Source organism: Aeromonas sp. R9-2, from assembly GCF_040908025.1.
Taxonomy (GTDB): domain Bacteria; phylum Pseudomonadota; class Gammaproteobacteria; order Enterobacterales; family Aeromonadaceae; genus Aeromonas; species Aeromonas veronii.
Genome location: NZ_JBFOCX010000025.1, coordinates 146,014 through 164,616 on the forward strand (window position 1 = coordinate 146,014; position 18,603 = coordinate 164,616).

Annotated in this window: 10 protein-coding genes; 4 read left to right on the forward strand and 6 right to left on the reverse strand. The window is 61.8% G+C overall.

Annotated elements, in window-relative coordinates:
* Window position 1: 1 nt before the first annotated feature.
* From pbpC to AB5Y71_RS13085, 4 genes are all read right to left on the reverse strand, one after another.
* The gene (pbpC, locus tag AB5Y71_RS13070; protein WP_368171756.1) at window positions 2–2,434 is read right to left on the reverse strand and encodes a penicillin-binding protein 1C; all 2,433 of its coding nucleotides are present in this window, start codon (window positions 2,432–2,434) and stop codon (window positions 2–4) included.
* Window positions 2,400–7,283, reverse strand: a complete 4,884-nt coding sequence (locus tag AB5Y71_RS13075; RefSeq protein WP_368171757.1) for an alpha-2-macroglobulin — start codon at window positions 7,281–7,283, stop codon at window positions 2,400–2,402. Before AB5Y71_RS13075 ends, pbpC begins: the two co-directional genes overlap by 35 nt.
* A gap of 165 nt (window positions 7,284–7,448) precedes the next feature.
* Complete coding sequence (locus AB5Y71_RS13080; protein WP_368171758.1) at window positions 7,449–8,108, reverse strand: DedA family protein; 660 nt, start codon at window positions 8,106–8,108, stop codon at window positions 7,449–7,451.
* A 214-nt stretch (window positions 8,109–8,322) separates the two neighbouring features.
* Entirely contained in the window at window positions 8,323–10,011 is a 1,689-nt protein-coding gene (locus AB5Y71_RS13085; RefSeq protein WP_368171759.1) for an FAD-dependent oxidoreductase, read from the reverse strand.
* Window positions 10,012–10,146: 135 nt separating this feature from the next.
* Here AB5Y71_RS13085 and AB5Y71_RS13090 point away from each other — a divergent pair, with 135 nt between their 5' ends.
* The 3 genes from AB5Y71_RS13090 (at window position 10,147) to AB5Y71_RS13100 (ending at window position 14,676) form a co-directional block, all read left to right on the forward strand.
* Window positions 10,147–13,083: an EAL domain-containing protein gene (locus tag AB5Y71_RS13090; protein WP_368171760.1), complete on the forward strand. Its 2,937-nt coding sequence runs from the start codon at window positions 10,147–10,149 to the stop codon at window positions 13,081–13,083.
* A 65-nt stretch (window positions 13,084–13,148) separates the two neighbouring features.
* A complete protein-coding gene (gene pflA, locus AB5Y71_RS13095) occupies window positions 13,149–13,946 on the forward strand; it encodes a pyruvate formate lyase 1-activating protein (protein ID WP_139400558.1) in 798 nt (265 codons plus the stop codon).
* A gap of 88 nt (window positions 13,947–14,034) precedes the next feature.
* Window positions 14,035–14,676: an energy-coupling factor ABC transporter permease gene (locus AB5Y71_RS13100; protein ID WP_043819419.1), complete on the forward strand. Its 642-nt coding sequence runs from the start codon at window positions 14,035–14,037 to the stop codon at window positions 14,674–14,676.
* Between the two features lie 84 nt (window positions 14,677–14,760).
* Here the strand turns inward: AB5Y71_RS13100 and AB5Y71_RS13105 are convergent, their stop codons facing one another.
* Both AB5Y71_RS13105 and ycfP read right to left on the reverse strand, forming a co-directional pair.
* Window positions 14,761–16,053 carry an NAD(P)/FAD-dependent oxidoreductase gene (locus tag AB5Y71_RS13105; RefSeq protein ID WP_213386377.1) on the reverse strand — a complete coding sequence of 431 codons (1,293 nt, stop codon included), beginning with the start codon at window positions 16,051–16,053 and terminating at the stop codon, window positions 14,761–14,763.
* Window positions 16,054–16,127: 74 nt separating this feature from the next.
* Window positions 16,128–16,667 carry an alpha/beta hydrolase YcfP gene (gene ycfP / locus AB5Y71_RS13110; RefSeq protein ID WP_005334000.1) on the reverse strand — a complete coding sequence of 180 codons (540 nt, stop codon included), beginning with the start codon at window positions 16,665–16,667 and terminating at the stop codon, window positions 16,128–16,130.
* A 505-nt stretch (window positions 16,668–17,172) separates the two neighbouring features.
* Between ycfP and AB5Y71_RS13115 the strand changes: the two genes are divergently transcribed.
* Window positions 17,173–18,582 carry a nucleobase:cation symporter-2 family protein gene (locus AB5Y71_RS13115; protein WP_368171761.1) on the forward strand — a complete coding sequence of 470 codons (1,410 nt, stop codon included), beginning with the start codon at window positions 17,173–17,175 and terminating at the stop codon, window positions 18,580–18,582.
* Window positions 18,583–18,603 lie beyond the last annotated feature (21 nt).

The following is an 18,603-nucleotide window of genomic DNA, read 5'->3' on the forward strand; positions in this document are numbered from 1 at the left end:
CTCAACGGGTGATGGTGCTGGCATCACCGTCAGGATGCACCACGCGAAACTCGATACGATCGCTGTTGCCCGCTTCATCCACCACCACCAGCTGATAGCGCCCCGCCACACTCAGCACCTGATCCCCATCCCAGCGCAGCCGCTGGCCGTTGAGAAACCAGGCTGGCTTGCCGACACCACCCAGCACCTTGGGCTGCAATCGGTAACGCTGACTGCGGATAAGGTTGCCCTCCCCCAGCGTCACGATGCGGATGGGGGCCTGCTGCTCGGCGCTCTGCCCTTCCCCAGCACAACCACTTGCCAACAGCGCCTGACGTCGCTCGCCGGGCGTTCGCCACGGCTCCAGTGACAATGGCCAGAGGGCCCGAAAACCGGATTGCGCCGCATCCTGGCAGCGTGCCAGGGTCGGCTTGCCCGCGGCGGTCAGTGCGACCTGACGCAGTGGCGAGGGCCAGTCCATGGGATCCGGCAAGGTGGGAGGATCGCGCCCTTCCAGCAACCAGGCGCTCTGGCGCTGCAAACAGGCCTCAGGCAGGGTCGCGCTCATTTTGCGCCCCAGCGGCCAGCAGATCTCGGCTTCGCTCACCGTGTTGGGCTGTGCCGGCAGGGGGCTGTTGTCGGCCAATCGCGAGTAGACCGAAAGCAGCAGCGGCACCGCTGCGCTCTGGCCGTAAAAACCGGGCAAAGGGGTGCCGTCGGGGCGCCCCAGCCAGACGCCGATGGTCCAGCGACCGGAGACCCCCATGGCCCAGCTGTCGCGATAGCCATAGCTGGTGCCGGTCTTCCAGGCCAGTCGGTTGACCCTGCCGGTTGCCTCGCTGGCAAAAGGCTGATCCGCCCGTCCCTGCGCGCTCAATATTTGCCAGATGATCCAGGCCGCTCCCGGGCTCAGCAAGGGGCGTGACACCGCCTGCTGCCCCGCCAGCCAGACCGGCATCGCCACCTGCCCCTGCCGGGTCAGCGCACTGTAGAGCGCCACCAGTTGCTCGAGCCGAATGCCCGCAGCCCCCAGCGCAATGGCCGGATTGGGTTTGTCGGAGAGCGCCAGCCGCACCCCGGCGTTGTCGAGGCGGCTGACCAGCTTGTCCGGCCCCAGCGCCTCCAGCACCTGCACCGCCGGCACGTTGAGGGATTGCTGCAGCGCCTGAGCCAGCGTCACCGGCCCCTGAAAAGCGCCGGAAAAGTTGGCGGGGCGATAATCAGAGCCCAGCCTCGGCGCATCAGAGAGCAGGGAGGCCGAGTGCACCAGCCCCTCATCCATAGCCAGACCGTAGATGAAGGGCTTGAGGGTGGAGCCGGGAGAGCGGATTGCCTGCACCATGTCGAGGTAACCGTGGCGACGCAGGTTGCCATATTCGGCGCTACCCACATAGGCGCGCACCGCCATGGTTTTGTTATCTACCAAGAGTAACGCCGCTGAGGTCTGCTCGGGGAAACGGCGGATATAACTCGCCACCCGTTCCTCCAGCCAGCGCTGTAGATCCCCGTCGATGGTGGTGTGCACCAGCGCCCCGGTCTGATTATCGGCGGCGAGGCGGGCAAAGAGCGGCGCCTCCATCGGCGTGAAGTGACCGCGGGCCAGCACCGGCTCGATACGTCCCTCCAACCACACCGGCTCGGGCCAGACGCCTTGCGCCACTAACCGCTGCATCACCTTGTCGCGGGCGGTGCGGGCTCGCTCGGGATGCCGGTCCGGCCGGTTGCGGCTGGGAGCCTGTGGCAGCACCGCCAACAGCGCCGCCTCGGCATAGGTCAGCTTGGCCGCACTCTTGCCAAGGTAGGCAAAACTTGCCGCCTGCACCCCCTCCAGGTTGCCGCCAAACGGCGCCCGGTTGAGGTAGACGGTGAGCAGGGTGCGCTTGTCGTAGTGCCACTCAAGCTGCAGTGCGCGCGCCATCTGGCGCAGCTTGCCGGGCACGCTCCGGTGGTAGGGTTCGATAAGACGCGCCACCTGCATGGTGAGGGTCGAGCCGCCCGACACGGCGCGCCCGTAGCGCAACCACTGCCAGACCCCGCGCACCATGGCCACCGGATTAACCCCGGGATGACGCCAGAAGTAGCGATCCTCGTAACCCAGCAACGCCTCGATATAGCGGGGGGAGACCTGCTCCAGGGTCACGGGGTAGCGCCACACGCCGCTGGTATCGGCAAAGGCGCGCAGCGGTCGCCCTTTCATGTCGAGCACCACCCGTGCGTAGGCGGGGTCAAGTGGCGGCGGCGGGAAAATGCGATCCAGCGCCAGCAATGACAGGAGCAGTGCGACAACTCCCAGCACCGAGAAACGCAGCCAGCGTGGCAAACGACCAAGCCAGCGCCAGCCAGCGCGGCCACAGCGACCCAGACTCAGCCAGCCACGCAGCCAGAAAGTGAGCGGGCGAACCCGCTCAAGGGGGGGAATGTTACTCAGAGATACGCACCTCGTGGATATCCTCACCCACTGCCCGCAGCTCGGGCCGGTACATATCCTCCACCTGGGTCGGCGGCACCTGATAGCGACCCGGCGTCACTGCACGCATCAGGTAGACCAGTTGCTGGTTGCTCCCCTCGCTCAGATCCAGCGCTGCCGTGTAGCGGTCATCGCGAAACTCCTGATGCTTGAGATAGTCGTTCCACTCACTCTGCCACGCCGGTTTCCCCTCGATGGAGAGCTCTTCGAGCTTGATGCTGTTGCCAAGGGCCGGGTTCTCCAGCTCGAAGCCAGCGGGCACCATCTCCACCAGCAGGGCATCGGGCACCGCCGACTCGCTGCTGACGTTGAGCCGCACCACCACCAGATCGCCGACCTTCACCTTGGCCGGGTCAAAACGCTGACCATCGCTGTTGAACCAGCTGCGGGTCACGCTTATCCCCTGACTCAACCGGGTAGGAGCCTGCTCGGGGTAACCGATCAAGGTGCGCTGCACATAGAGGGAGCCCTTGCCCTCGTTAGTGACGGCGCTCGCCGCCAGCGCCTCGGGGGTGCCCTGCTGTAGCGGAGCCGAACCGATCAGGGATCCACTGCCAAGAGAGGAAGTTACCTTGGCCTGCCAGTCGACGGCCGGATCGAAGCGGGCGAGTCGCAACAGGGCGAGCCGCTCCTGAGTGCTGAGCCACTGACGGTGAGCCAGGGTGTCGGCCACCTTGGCGCTGAGATCAGGCCAGCGCTCCGCAGCCAGCTTGTGCTGGCGTAGCAAGGAGAGCTCGAGGGCTCCATCGCGTAACTGCGAACCGTAATCCCCGAGATAGTCGTCACCACGCTCGGTCACCAATGCCCGGCTGAGGGCCTTGGCGGCATTCTGCTCATCCCCCATGGCCGAGAGCGCCAGCGAGAGGTGCAAGAGCGGCAAACCGGAGCGAGCGTGATCAGCCTGCTGCTCCCAGATAAGGCGCAGGGTAGCGAGCGGCGCCTTGCCCACCCGGGCCAACACATAGGCACTGTAAGCCTGATAGGCAAGTCGGCTGTGCTCGGGGGCACTGCTCCAGCGCTCGCCATACTGGCTGTCGGTGAGATAGCTTTGCAGCCGGTTCAGCGCCTGATTTAGCATTGCCTCCGGCACTGCGTCGCCCACCTCCTTGCGCGCCAGCAGGTAGTCGGCGGCATAAGCGGTGAGCCACTGCTCCTCGTCGGAGCGACCATCCCACAGGCCAAAGCCACCGCTTGGCAGTTGCAACCGCTGCAGCCGTTGCAGCAGGGCGCGCTGCACATCCGCCTCACTCGCCGCTTTCTTGCCCTCTGCGGGTTTGCTCCAGGCGGCCCGCTCATCGGCCGTGGTCAGCAAGTAAGGCCAGGCCCGCGACAAGGTCTGCTCCAGACAGGCGTAGGGGTAGTCAGCCAGCGCCTGCCACTGGACTGCCGGATCCCAGGGCGGAGTGCCGGAGAGGCTGAGCACCCCCTGCAGGTTGGAGCGATCCAGCCCGACCAGCTCAGCTGGCGCAAAGCTCATCTGCTGGCCGGGAGCCAGCATCTGGTAGCGCTGGCGAGTCTCGGCCGGCCAGGGGGAGCGCAGCGGCAGAGTCCAGTCGCGGCTGATGGCAAAATCCTTGCCGCTGGCCGCCAACTGCAGGCTTGCCACGCCGCTTGCCCCGGTCACGGTGAGCGGCAGGGTCAGCCACTGCTCCTCGCCATTTTTAAGGGCCAGGGTGCGGGGCAGCTCGCCGTTTGCCTTGAGCCCACCATTGAGGGTCCAGACAAGGGAGAGGGTCTGATCCTCGCCGCTCATGTTGCGCAGCTGTACCAGCGCCCGGGTCTCATCCCCTCTGGCGCCAAAGCGCGGCCAGCCAATCTCGGCCACCAAGGGGGCGACCACCTTGACGGCGCGCTCTGCCTCCCCGACCTGCTGTTCGTTCCAGGCCAGCGCCATCAGCGCCAACTCGCCGTTGAAGTTGGGCAAATCGAGCGGGATCACCGCCTTGCCGCTCTCATCAAAACTCACCTCGCCGCTCCAGAGCGCGGCTATTTCGACCCGGCTCTCCAGCGCACCGCCCTTTTTCAGCGGCGCCCGGTCACCCCCGTAGTTGAGGCGGGCCAGCTTGCCATCTTGCGGCGGGATCACCTGGCCATAGTTGTCGAACAAATCTTGGGCGAAGCGCTTGCGACCAAAGAAGATCTCGAACGGGTCGAGCGGCTGATAATCGCTGATGTTGAGCACGCCCCGATCCACCGCGGCCAGCACCACGCGGCCCTGACTGTTGGGGGTGGAGGTGGCGGTCACCTCCAGCCGGGTAAGGGGCACCGCTTTGTCCGGCGCGCTCAGGGTAAGCGGCAGACGGCGCGCTTCCCGATCCAGGGTGAGCGGCACCAGGCCGACCGAGCGCAGGCTCTGCCCCTGCTGCTTGCCGACTGGTTTGGAGGCGCTGTCTGGCGCGGCGATTTGGGCCGAAATATGCAGATCATGACGCTGCCACTCGGGGCTGACCGGGATCTCGAACTCGCCGCGTGCATCCTTGGCATCGCCACCGTCCCCCTTGAGCTCGATGCGCTGCCACCAGCGCAGACCGTCACCATCTTCCACCATCAGCAACCCCTTGCCAGGGCGCGGGGCCACCAACGTCACTTTGGCCTTGTCGCCCGCCTGATAGGCGCGCTTGTCGAGGGTGATGGCAATCTTGTCAGGCCGCGCCTGCTCGCCACCGCCGCCCCAGGCGTAACTGCCGATCTCAACCCGCAGGCTGGATTGATGGCCCTGACTATTCTCCACTTCCAACCGATACCAGCCCGCCGCCAGTTGCAGCGTGAGCGGAGTCGGCCCCTTGCCATCCAGCTGCAGGGCCTGCTCCTGCTCCAGATAAGGCTGGCTGTTGAACTCGTACTTCCACCCCTCGCCATCGGCGTAGTGCCAGTAGTAGTCGCGGTACTCGTTGATAAGGCGCACCTTCACCTCCCCCGCCACCGGTTGGCCTTGCTCATCGAGGTTGAGGATCTGGAAGGGGAGCGGCTTGCCCCCTTCCACCCGATCCGCCACGAAATCGGCCTTGAGTGCCGGCCACTGGCTGCCCGCGGGCCAGCCATACTGGGTGCGGCTGCGATTGACGGCGCGGCCACCGGGCTCGGAGAGCGACACCCGATAGGCCACCTCCAGCGGCCCGAGGGTGCGCACCCCATCGAGTTCATCTTGCAGCGAAAAAGTCCCCTGCCCCTGCGCATCGAGGGTGAGACTGAGGGGCTCGAGATCCTTGGCCTGCTCGGCGAGCAGTACGTCACCCAGCGTGAACTCCTGCCACTGGGTAAAGGGCATGGTGGCGCGGCTGATCTTCACCTCTGCCTTGGCCTTGGTGGCGCTCGCCGGTGCACCGTAGAGATAGTCCCCTTGCAGCGGCAGGCTGAGGGAGGCGCCCAGATCCGTCACTTCACCATCCGGCCCCTTGCCAAGCTGCAGTTTGAGCCGCTCCGGCAAAAACTCCTCCACCAAAAAGGGCCACTCGAAACGACTACCAGCGGCGGTCTTGAGGTTAATGGTCCAGCGCCCGAGCGGCGCATCATCCGGCAGGCGCAGACCGTAGTGGGCCGCGCCAAGATTGTCCGGTAGCAGCCGCTTTTGTTCGAGCAGCTGACCATCCGGCTGTTTCACCTCCAGCTCCACTGCCATACCGGGCAACAGCTGGCCATCTTGGCCCTTGAGCAGGATCTCGCTGTCGAGCCGCTCGCCGGGACGATAGAGATCGCGCCCGCTGAACAGATAGAGCTGCTGGGCCTGCCAGGGCTGGGTGCCGAGATCGAAGGTGGAGAGATCGAGCGCAGCCCCATCGAGGCGCAGCACCGCCAGATGGTTGCCCTGTTCGGCCAGCAGCAAGCGAGCCCCCTGCACCTGATCAAAGCGGCGATGGCCCTGCGGATCAGTGGTTTGCACCTGCAGCCGGTTGCCCTTCTCGTCGAGCAGGGAGAGCTGCACATCCTTGAGCGGGTCGGCGCTGGCCAGGGAGCTCACGAACACCTCCAGCTGATCGCGGTAACGGCGGGCACTGAGCCCCATGTCGCTCACCGCGAAATAGGTGGTCTCCTTGCGCCAGTCGTAGTTGCCAAGGGGCGACATCACCGCAAAGTAGACGCCAGCCTCGGCCAGCTGCGGCTCCTTCACATTAATGAGGCGGGTCTCGCGCCGGTTGGCATCGAGCTCCAGCGCATAGCGGCCGCTGAATACCCGCTTGGCCCGCTTGGTGATCTGCTCAAGCTCCCAGTTCCCCATGCCAGCACCGGGGCGATATTCCGCCAGAAAACGGGGTAGATACTCGGCATCGACCCGAAAGAAGTCGATATTGACCTCATCCACGTTGACCGCGCTGATGGGCAGGCGCAGCTCGTCGCGCAGCGGCAATACCATGCCGCTGGCGGTAAACGAAGCCCCCGCCTCCAGCGGCCGGGTTTTGAGGGTCCAGCTCTGGGGGGATGGGCCCAGCCCCGCCTTGAGGCTCACCTCATAGCTTTTATCGGGCTGCACGTTCGGGAAATAGAGGGTGCGACCATCGTCGGCGAGGATCCACTCCCCCTGCACCTGCTTGCCCCCCTCGCTGACCGAAAGCCAGCTCTGCCAATTGGCCTTGGGCGCCAAGGAGCCGGAAAAGACCAGCGCCAGCGCTGGCGCATCGCGGTATTGGCGGGCATTGGCCTGCACTACAGAAGTTGGCGCCCCGGCCTCCTGCTGGGCTGTGGATTCTGTGTTCGATATTTGGCTGGTGGGCTTGTCAGGGCCGCAGCCAGACAGCAAACCGACCACCCCGCAAAGCAGCAGGGCCGAGCAGCGGCGGCGCAGAGCGCCGGTTTCAGCGGTAGAGCGGTGAGAAGCAGAGGGAGAGTCGAAGAGGCGCATAAGTTCCATCCCGAGTTGGAGCGCTGCAAACGCAGCGTGGCTGGAAACAGGATAAGGCATCCTGCTCACCCGACACAAAGCTCATTACCCGAATGGGCACAATTGAGCGCCCCTGCAGCACGAGAACCCCCTTGCCCACTGATCCAGTGCGGCAAGGGTTGTCATCTAGTCGTGGCTGGTCTCGTTTTTTGCTCCGCCTTTGAACCAGCGAAACAGGATGGCCATGACGGCCGCCAGAAACAGCACCAGCGAGGTAATGAGCAGGGCCCGGGTCAACAGTTCGCTGTGGTGGAGAAAGAAGGGGGTATTCATCGCCAGCTTGCCCACCAAACTGAGGCAGAGCGCCCACATAAAGGCACTGGCAAAGCTGGCCACGCACATCCGCAGCACGCTCAGGCGGCCAATCCCCATCAGCATGGGGGTCAGCACCCGCACAAACGGGATAAAACGGGAGGAGAACATCGCCAGAAAACCGTACTTTTTCAGCAGCCGGGTCGCCTTGGGCAGGCTGTCGGGAGGCAACATCCGTTCGATATGATCCATAAAGCGGGTGCGCTGCAGTGCCCGTCCCTGCCAGTAGGCGAGCACGGAACCTATGCCAGCAGCCAACGGCAGATAGACAAGAGTCACTTCGGGGCCAAACCCCCCCATGCCCACCAACCCACCGGCCAGCAGTACCAGGCTGTCCCCCGGCAGGGGCAGGAAGACGAATGCGGACTCCAGCAGCAGTACCAGCATCAGGCAACTGATCAGCAGGGGTACCGCCTGCATCTGAACCAGGGCGTCAAAATCCTGATGCCAAATGGCCATCAGCATATCCAGCATGTCACTCTCCCTACTACACGGTTCATCATGAACGAGGCAGGGGTTATAGCACCCATCCCCTGAACAAAACGTTAATTTTGTCCGGCACAGGAAATAAAGTGTGTCGAAATATTGCTGCAATTAGGGAATGCAAGGAGGGCGAAAAGCAGAAACAAAAAGCCCCTCATCTTGCACGCACAAGGGAGAGGGGCAAACAGGCACAGAAATAAAACGGTTACTCGGCGGTGGCCATCTGCCAGGTTTTGAAGCCGCCGGAGAGATTCTTCACTTTAAAGCCGTGTTGGCTCAGCAGGCGACAGGCGACATGGCCGCGCAGCCCGACCTGACAGCTGATCAGCAGCTCTTTCTCTTTGGGCAACTCATGGAGGCGACCACGCAACTCGTCGAGGGGGATATGCAGCGCCCCCGGAATCCGCCCCAGCTTGTCGAGCTCTGGGCCATTGCGCACATCCACCACCAGCTGATAGGGGTTACGAGCCTGCACCTCGGCCACGTGGCAGAGCAGGGTGTCCCCTTTCAGGTGGTTGCTTGCCACAAAGCCCGCCATGTTGATCACATCCTTGGCCGACCCAAACGGCGGCGCATAGGTAAGCTCCAGATCCTGTAGATCAAACACGGTGAGACCGGCGCGCTGGGCCACCGCCAGCACGTCGATGCGCTTGTCGATGCCATCCTTGCCGATGGCCTGGGCGCCATAAATCTTGCCATCCGGGGCAAACAGCAGCTTGAGGCTGACCGGATGGGCGCCCGGGTAGTAACCGGCGTGGCTGCCCGGGTGGACATAAACCTTCTCGAACGGCAATCCCAGTTGCACCAGTCGCTTCTCGTTGAGGCCGGTGCTGGCCACCGCCAGATCGAACAGCTTGCAGATGGCGGTCCCTTGCGTCTTCTTGTAGGTTTCGCTTCGGCCCAGCATATTGTCGGCGGCGATGCGCCCCTGCCGGTTGGCGGGGCCCGCCAGCGGGATCAGCACAGATTCACCGGTGACGAAATCAATCTCTTCCACCGCATCCCCCACCGCATAGATAAAGGGATCCGAGGTGCGCATCCCGGCATCCACCTTGATGCCGCCACGCGGACCCAGCTCCAGCCCCGCCTTGGCGGCGAGCAGGGTTTCCGGCTTAACGCCGATGGCGAGGATCAGCAGACCGGTATCAAGATGGGAACCGTCATTGAGGGTCAGGCGCAGGCCACCGCTTTTGGCGGTCGGCACGGCGGAGGTCTTCTCGGCAGGCAGATCCAGACTCTCGATGGCGGTGAGGCCGGTGCGCAGGCGCAGGTCGATCCCCTCTTCCCGGATGCGGGCATGGAGCATGTTGGCCATCTCCTTATCCACCGGCGCCATCACCTGGTCGGCCAGCTCCAGCAGGGTGACATCCAGCTTGCGCTGATGCAGCGCCTCCATCATCTCCAACCCGATAAAGCCGCCGCCCACCACAGTGACGTGGCGCGGCTGATCGTGGTGCAGGGCCGCCAGAATGCGATCCATGTCCGGGATGTTGCGCAGGGTATAGACATGGGGGCTGTCGATACCGGGGAAGGGAGGACGGATCGGCGCCGCCCCCGGGCTCAGCAGCAGCACATCGTAATGCTCGCGCTGCTCTTCACCGGTTTGCAGGTTGCGCACCAGCAAGGTCTTGCCCGCCTTGTCGATCTCAATCACATCGTGGAAGACCCGCACATCGACGTTGAAACGGCGCTTGAAACTCTGGGGGGTCTGCAGCAGCAAGGCATCCCGATTGGGGATATCGCCCCCGATGTGATAGGGCAGACCGCAGTTGGCGAAGCTGACAAACTCGCCCCGCTCGAACATCACGATCTCTGCCTCTTCACTCAAACGACGAGCACGAGCCGCCGCCGATGCGCCCCCCGCGACACCACCGATAATCAGGATCCGTTTCATCTGCAAGACTCCTCATACATGATAATGGGCAATAAATTAGACTTTTCTAATTTAGAATTCAATGAAATTTTGTTTCACACCATTTTGCAGTATTCTTGCAACCCCGACGGTTGCTTAACAGGATGTTGTTTGTTCATGTCGTCTACCGCACTCAGTCATCTTCCTCCTGCCCTCCAGACGCCGCTTTTTTTCCGTCTGGACCTGCGCAGTCAACGGCTGGTCGCCCTGACCGACGTGATGCAAACCCCGCTCTACTGGCTCGACGAACCGCGTGCCCCCTGGCCTGCCCAGCTACCCGATGCCCTGCGCCTGCCCATCGAACAACTGCTGGCCAACGGCCATGGCGGCAAGATCACAGTGCGCTTTGCCAGCCAGTTGTGGCATATCGCCCTCGCTCACGAGCAGGATGGCTTCTGGCTCATCTGTCTGCAGAACCTTCGCCAGGAGCCCATCGCCGATCTGGCATTGCAACTGCCGCGCCTCAGCCAGATGGCGAGCCAGCAACAGTATGCGCCCCTGCTCGAGGCCCTTAAAGAGAGTTTGGGGGCCGATCGGCTCATCCTCTGGCACTATCAGGCCAACGGCGATCTCGGCAGCGAGCAACTCACCCCGGTGTTCACCCTGGGGGTCGAGGCGCTCTACCCCATTCGTGGTGACAGCCGCTATATCCGCGCCCTGCGTACCCGCAAATCGTTGAGTTTCTCGGAGGCTGCCCATCAGCCAATGCTGAGCAATCACCTCTATCTGACCAGTGCCGGTGTGCGCTCACGCCTCGATGGTGCCCTGCTGGAGCAGGACAAGCTGTTCGGGGTGCTGAGTCTGGAGTATCTCGATCCCACCCCGCTTAGCGAGGAGATGTTGCAGCTGGTGCGCAGCAGCGCCCAGCTGCTCGGCCACTGGCAACCGCAACCGGAAGAGCACCGCGCCGAGCTGGCCCTCCCGCCCGAACTGCACCAGCAGACCGGCATCGACTACTGCAAGACGCTGGTAAACTGGGCCATGAGCGCCAGCGGTGCCCGGGTGGGCTGGATCGGCGAGTTCCAGCCCCGCGGTCAGGATCTCTGGATCATCCCCCGCTGCGTCATCAACGAGGAGATCTGCTCCACCCTCAAGCCCATCCAGCTCGACCCCGGCCCCGCTCAGGAGCTGTTCCAGCATGGTCAGGCCATCTATGTGGAAGATCTGCCCGTGCGCTATCCCAAGGCGACCCGGCTGCTCGCCCTCAATGCCAGCGCCTACATCGGCATTCCACTCCATGGCCAGAGCGGCGCCCCCATTGGCCAGATCACCCTGCTGCTCGATACCCCCCTTGAGGAGCCCGAACAGCTGCTGGATCTGTTGAGCAGCCAGCACGAGCGGGCCGCCATCGAGCTCAAGCGCCTCGCCACCGACGATGCCCTGCGACTGGCGGAAGTGGCCTTCAATACCCACGATGGGCTGATCGTGATGGATCACAACGGCATCATCCTCAAGGTCAACCACTCCTTCAGCCGGATCACCGGATTTGGCGAGGTAGAGGTGATCGGTCACTCCATTCGCAAGCTGCGTCCCACCTACTACGGGGATCATCTCAAGGAGGATGTCAGCCGCACCGTCAACGAGCAGGAGTTCTGGCTCGGGGAAGAGCGCTGCCTGCACAAGGATGGTCACCTCTTTCCGGTGCGCTTGATGGTGAACGGCGTCAAGGATGAGCAGGGAGAACTGAGCCACTTTATCTGCAGCTTCTACGACATCACCCAGGAAAAAGAGGCGGCCAGACATATCGAGCAGCTCGCCTACTACGACGATCTCTGCGGTCTGCACAACCGCCGCAGCCTCAACCATATTTTGCAGCAGACCCTGAGCGCCCCCAACGGCCAGTGGGGCGCCCTGCTGCTGGTCGATCTCGACAACTTCAAGTCGATCAACGACTCCCTTGGTCACGCCTGCGGCGATCTGTTGCTGCAGGCTGTGGTGCAGCGTTTCAGGGAGCTGCCCCAGGACAATCTGGTGCAGGCGCGCATCTCGGGGGATGAGTTTGCCCTGCTCTTTACCCAGCTCGGACAAGGCGAGGTCACCGCCAAAATTCTGGCAGAGCACTTCGCCCGCGAGCTGATGGGGCTGTTTCGCACCCCGTTTGACATCGGCGATCACAAGCTGCACTGCAGCGCCTCGGTGGGGATCAGCCTCTTCTCCGGCAACGAGACGGATCATCTGGTCCTGATGCAACAGGCCGACACCGCGACCCACATGGCCAAGCGCGCCGGTCAGGGCCACTACGTCTTCTTTACCGAGGCGATGGCCCAGCACGAGAAAAATCGGCTGACCCTTACCAATGAACTGCGCGATGCCCTGCGTCATCACGAGCTGCAACTCCACTACCAACCGCAATACCGGGTCGACAATGGTTCGCTGTCGGGTATCGAGGCGCTGCTGCGCTGGCAGCGCAGCGACGGCACCATGGTGCCACCCGGGGAGTTTATCCCCATCGCCGAAGAGACCAGCCTGATCCTCGAGATCGGCTACTGGGTGATGAAGACCGCCTGTGCCCAATACAGCTTCTGGCTCAACCGTGGCCTGCAGATCCCCCATCTGTCGGTCAACGTCAGTGCCCGCCAGTTCCACACCCAGGGCTTCGTACAACAGGTGGAGTACATCTTGCGCGATACCGGTGTGCCCCCCTCCCGCCTGCTGCTGGAGGTGACCGAATCGGTAGTATTGGAGAATCGGCAGGAGAGTATCGCCAGAATGCGCCAGCTCAAGGAGCTCGGCATCCTCATCTCCATCGATGACTTCGGTACCGGCTACTCGTCGCTGGCCTATCTGCGGGATCTGCCCGCCGATGAGGTGAAACTGGACAGAAGCTTCATTCAGACCCTGGTACACAGCGAACAGGACAGAGCCATCGTCAAGGCGATACTCGATCTGGCCCAGGTATTCCGTTTTACCGTCACCGCCGAAGGGGTGGAAGAGGAGGCGCAGCTGGCCATCCTCAAAGCGCTGGGATGCCAGCATTATCAAGGGTTTCTCACCAGTCGGCCGCTCACCGTCAAGGGGCTGGAGCAGCTGCTTGGCAGCCGGGCGCCGGACTAAAGGTGTAGGATCAATAGGGGTTTATGTAATAAAATGACGGCCTGCTCGAATCGTTGGAGTTGTTTATGTCTGTCATTAATCGGATCCCTGCCGTTGAAATCAGCCAGCCAGCCGGAGCTCACGGCACCGTTGGCCGGATCCATTCCGTCGAAACCTGCGGCACTGTCGATGGCCCGGGAATACGCTTTATCGTATTCATGCAAGGCTGCCTGATGCGCTGCAAGTACTGCCACAACCGCGATACCTGGGATACCGAAGGTGGCCGCGAAGTGACCGTACCGGAGTTGATGAGTGACATCACCAGCTATCGCCACTTCATGAATGCCTCCGGCGGTGGAGTGACAGCGTCCGGCGGTGAAGCCATGCTGCAACCGGCTTTCATTACCGAACTCTTTACCGCCTGCAAAGAGAAAGGGATCCACACCTGTCTCGACACCAACGGCTTCGTCCGTCATCTCGACGAACAGGTGGACAAGCTGCTCGACCAGACCGATCTGGTGCTGCTCGACATCAAACAGATCAATGACGATAAACACATTCCGCTGACCCACGTCAGCAACAGATACACCCTGGAGTTTGCCCGCTATCTGGCAGCCAAAGGCAAGACCATGTGGATCCGCTACGTGGTGGTGCCAACCTGGAGCGACGACGACGAGAGCGCCGAAGGGCTGGGCCAGTTCATCGCCGAGCTGGGCGAAAGCGTGGAGAAGGTGGAGCTGCTCCCCTACCATGAGCTCGGCAAACACAAGTGGGACGTGCTGGGCGACCCGTACGAGCTGAGCGGGATCAAGCCCCCCAGCAAGGAGACCATGGAACGGGTCAAGGGCATCCTCGGCAAGTACCACAACAACGTCAAATATTGATGGTAAAAGCAGGCTGACTCGTCAGCCTGCTCTGCTATGGGGCGGTCGGGAAGACCGCCCGGACTCAACTGCATGAATGGACGACAAGATGAGTGAAGGACAACTCGCCGCCCTCCTGATCTGGCTGGTACTGCTGGCCTTCAGCCTGCGCCGCTCCCTGTGGCAGACCCTCCATGACAACCCCCTCTATCAGCACCTGTTGCTGGGGAGTGCCATCGCGCTGGTGCCGCTCTGGTATCTAAGGGCCGGTCTGCATGAGGGGCTGGAGGTCCATTTTCTCGGGCTCACCTCCCTCACCCTGCTGCTTGGCTGGCGGCTGGCGCTGCTAGCCCCCTGTCTGACCCTGCTGGTGCTCGGTTACTTCGGTGTCACCAATCTGGCCGATTTTGGCTGGCAAGCGCTGGTGGGCATCGCCCTGCCGGTAGCCACCAGCTGGCTGCTGTTTCTGGCCAGCTGGGCCTGGCTGCCGCGCCATCTCTTTGTTTATATCTTCGTTGCCGCCTTTCTCGGTGGCGCCATCACCATCTCGGTCAAGGTGGCCGCCAGCGCATTGCTGATGGGGCTAAGTCACAGCTACCCCTGGCACACCATCACGGCGGATTACCTCTCCATCTGGCCACTGCTGCTGTTCCCCGAAGCCCTGCTCAACGGCATGGCGATGACGGTGCTGGCCATCTACCGCCCTCACTGGGTCAATACCTTCTTCGACCGCACTTATCTGGGCAAGTAGCTCTCTCTTTCCTGATCTGCGCCCATAAAAAAGGAGAGGCCATCGCCTCTCCTTTTGGTATTCAACATGTTGCCAAATCCCGGCTTAGTGCAGCTTCAGGGTCGGGCGCAGTACCCGGTTGATGCGACCCACCAGCATGATGAGGCCGGTCTTGACGTAACCGTGCAGGGCGATCTGGTGCATCCGGTAGAGGGAGATGTAGACCAGACGGGCAATGTAGCCCTCGACCATCATGGAGCCGCGCATCAGGTTGCCCATCAGGCTGCCTACGGTGGAGAAGCGGCTGAGGGAGACCAGCGAACCGTGGTCGTGGTAGAGGTAAGGCTTCATCTCGCCGCCGCTCATCTTGGCCAGGATATTCTTGAACGCCTGGCTGGCCATCTGGTGGGCAGACTGGGCGCGCGGCGGCACGAACTTGCCATCCGGCTGCGGGCAGGCGGCACAGTCACCGATGACGAAGATGTTCTCATCACGGGTAGTCTGCAGAGTCTCTTTCACCACCAGCTGGTTGATGCGGTTGGTCTCAAGACCGGCGATATCCTTCATGAAGTCAGGTGCCTTGATACCGGCCGCCCACACCATCAGGTCAGCTTCAATCAGCTCGCCATCCTTGGTATGCAGACCTTCGGCAGTCGCTTCGGTGATCATGGTGGCGGTACGCACATCCACACCCAGCTTGACCAGCTCCTGATGGGCGGCGCCGCTGATGCGCTCCGGCAGAGCCGGTAGAATGCGCGGGCCCGCTTCCACCAGGGTCACCTTCAGGCTGTCGGTGGTGAGGTTCTTGAAGCCGTAGGCGTAGAGCTGCTCGACCGCGTTGTAGAGCTCGGCAGAGAGCTCTACGCCGGTGGCGCCGCCGCCGACGATCGCAATCTTCACTTTGTCGCCCGGCTTATATTCGGTGGCGAACTGCAGGAAGCGGTTCATCATGCTGTTGTGGAAACGGTGCGCCTGGGAGGGGCTATCGAGGAAAATACAGTGATCCTTGATGCCCTTGGTGTTGAAGTCGTTGGAGACAGAACCGATGGCCATCACCAGATAGTCGTAGGGCAGTTCGCGCTCGTTGACCACGATGTCGCCATTGTCGTCGTGGATCGGGGCCAGCACGATGCGTTTATCGTCACGCTTGATATCGGTCAGGGTGCCGAGCTGGAAGTCGAAACCGTGGTTCTTGGCGTGAGACTGGTAGCTCAGGGCATCGATGCCCGCGTCCATGGAGCCGGTGGCCACTTCGTGCAGCAGGGGTTTCCACAGGTGGGTGCGGTTGCGATCGACCAGAGTGATCTTGGCCTTGTTCTTCTTGCCAAGCTTGCGACCCAGACTGGTGGCCAGCTCCAGGCCACCGGCGCCGCCGCCTACAACGACAATATTCATCATGATGATTTTCCTCGGTTCCTCAAAACGAAAGGGAGCCATTGGCTCCCTAAAACGAAATCGGTCGACGTGATGGATCAGGCTTCTTTGAAGGCCTTCATCCGCTGCAGATGATGCGAGATATTTTTGAACTTATGAGTCTCGCGCTCATCCCACACGATGTCGTAATAGTTCTTCAATTCACGTTCAGTGTCCCGATTATCGCGCACTTCATCCTGAACGGAAAGGATACACAGGCAGTTTCCTGAATTTTTCTTACGAAATTCAGTTACACACTTGGTACCGATATCGTCATATTCTTCCGGCCGGTCGATCTTGCCCTGCATGTTCTCTTCCGGATGGAGGTTGGGGTTGAAGATCACCTGGCGAATGCCGCACAGAAAGCCGATCCGCTCGCTCCAGTAGCCACCAAGACCCACGCCGCAGATCAGCGGTTTGGGATCGGTACTCATATCGAGCTGTTTTTTCACTTCCTTGAGCAGATGGCTCATATCATGACGGGGGTGAACCGTGCTGTAGTGCACGAAACGCACATCATCATCAATAAACTGCAACTGCAGCACTTTCTCGTGATTGCCTGGGCTGGTGGCATCAAAGCCATGCAGATAGATGATCATGGATAAGACCTCAGGATCTGTGTCGGTTTTATCGAAACTACCCCAGCGGCGGCCCCGTGCGCCACCAAAACATCCAACTTTCTTGCTTTGGATCACGCCCCCGCCCCCGATTGCGCCCTGCGGCCCGCGAGCGCCGTCACATGCAGAGGGGCGCATTGCGAGCAACGTTATGGTGCCCGGCTATCAAAGTGAGATCGCCAGACCGATAATGATAAACCCCTTACCAATCTGAGATGCCCCCACCTCCTTCCCCTGCCAGCAACCGGACACTTATCTGGCCGGTATGTGACTCATCCCGCAAAAACAAGGCGTTATCGCCAAACGTTTTCTCTCGTGAGCGGCGTTGTGCATGTTTTGTGCACTGACCTGTGCTGCACCGGCTCCCTCTCACTACTGCCGAGGGATCTGGCACCGCTGTCAATACACGAGATCAATGACCGGGAAAGCTGCGGCTTTCACTATCTTGCCTGTAGCAGTTGCGCGGGCTTCAAGGAGTGATCTGTTCATGAACGAGACCAATCCCCCCTCCCCCCGATCGGGTGCGCGCAAGCGCCCGGTGGATGATGAAGTGGAGCGCATGCTCCCCATGGGCCAACTCTTTACCCTGGGCCTGCAACATGTGCTGGTGATGTACGCCGGCGCCGTGGCGGTGCCACTGGTGATTGGCGGCAGTCTGGGGCTGCCCAAGGATCAAATCTCCTACCTCATCAGTTCGGATCTCTTCTGCTGCGGCATCGTCACCCTGCTGCAATGTGTCGGGATTGGCCGCTTTGCCGGGATCCGGCTGCCGGTCATCATGTCGGTCACCTTTGCCGCCGTGATGCCGATGCTGGCCATCGGAGCCAACCCGGATCTGGGGCTGACGGGCATCTTCGGCGCCACCATAGCCGCTGGTATCATCTCGACCCTGCTGGTGCCGCTGATAGGTCGACTGATGCCGCTCTTCCCCACCGTAGTGACCGGGGTGGTTATCACCTCCATCGGGATCAGCATTATGCAGGTGGGGATCGACTGGATGGCGGGGGGCAAGGGTAATCCGGAATATGGCAGCCTGCGCTATATCGGCACCAGCTTTCTGGTGCTCGTCTTTATCCTGCTGGTGACCCGCTTCACCAAGGGCTTTTTCAGCAATATCTCGGTGCTGCTCGGGATCATCTTCGGTTTCGCGGTGGCTATCGCCATGGGCGAAGTAAGCCTCGATGGCCTCGGCGAGGCAGCCTGGTTTGCCCCCATAGTGCCCTTCGCCTTCGGCTGGCCCACCTTCGATCCCATCTCCATCGCCACCCTGACGGTGATCATGCTCATCACCTTTATCGAATCCATGGGGATGTTTCTGGCCCTTGGCGACATCGTCGGCCATCCGGCCAGGCGCGGTGATATCGTACGCGGGCTGCGGGTGGATGGCATCGGCACCATTATTGGTGGGATATTCAACAGCTTCCCCCACACCTCCTTCTCCCAGAATATCGGTCTGGTGAGCGTGACCGGGGTATCGAGTCGCTGGGTCTGCGTGATGTCGGGGGGGATCCTGCTCGCCTTTGGCCTCATCCCCAAGATGTCGGTGCTGGTCGCCTCCATCCCGCCCTTCGTGCTGGGGGGCGCCGGTATCGTGATGTTCGGTATGGTACTGGCCACCGGCATTCGCATCCTGGCGCGCACCGATTACAACAGCAACCGTCACAATCTCTATATCGTCGCCATCAGTCTCGGAATTGGCATGATCCCGACGGTCTCCGGGAATTTTTTCCAACAACTTCCGGCGCAGCTACAACCGCTTTTTCATAGCGGTATCCTGCTGGCCACCATCAGCTCGGTGCTGCTCAACCTCTTCTTCAACGGCTATCAGCCAGATCTGACTCACCAGCCCCGTCCCCTGTTCGTTGGTCCCATCAAACCGCAACAAAAGCAGGCATAACAAACAGGCCCCCGGACAGCG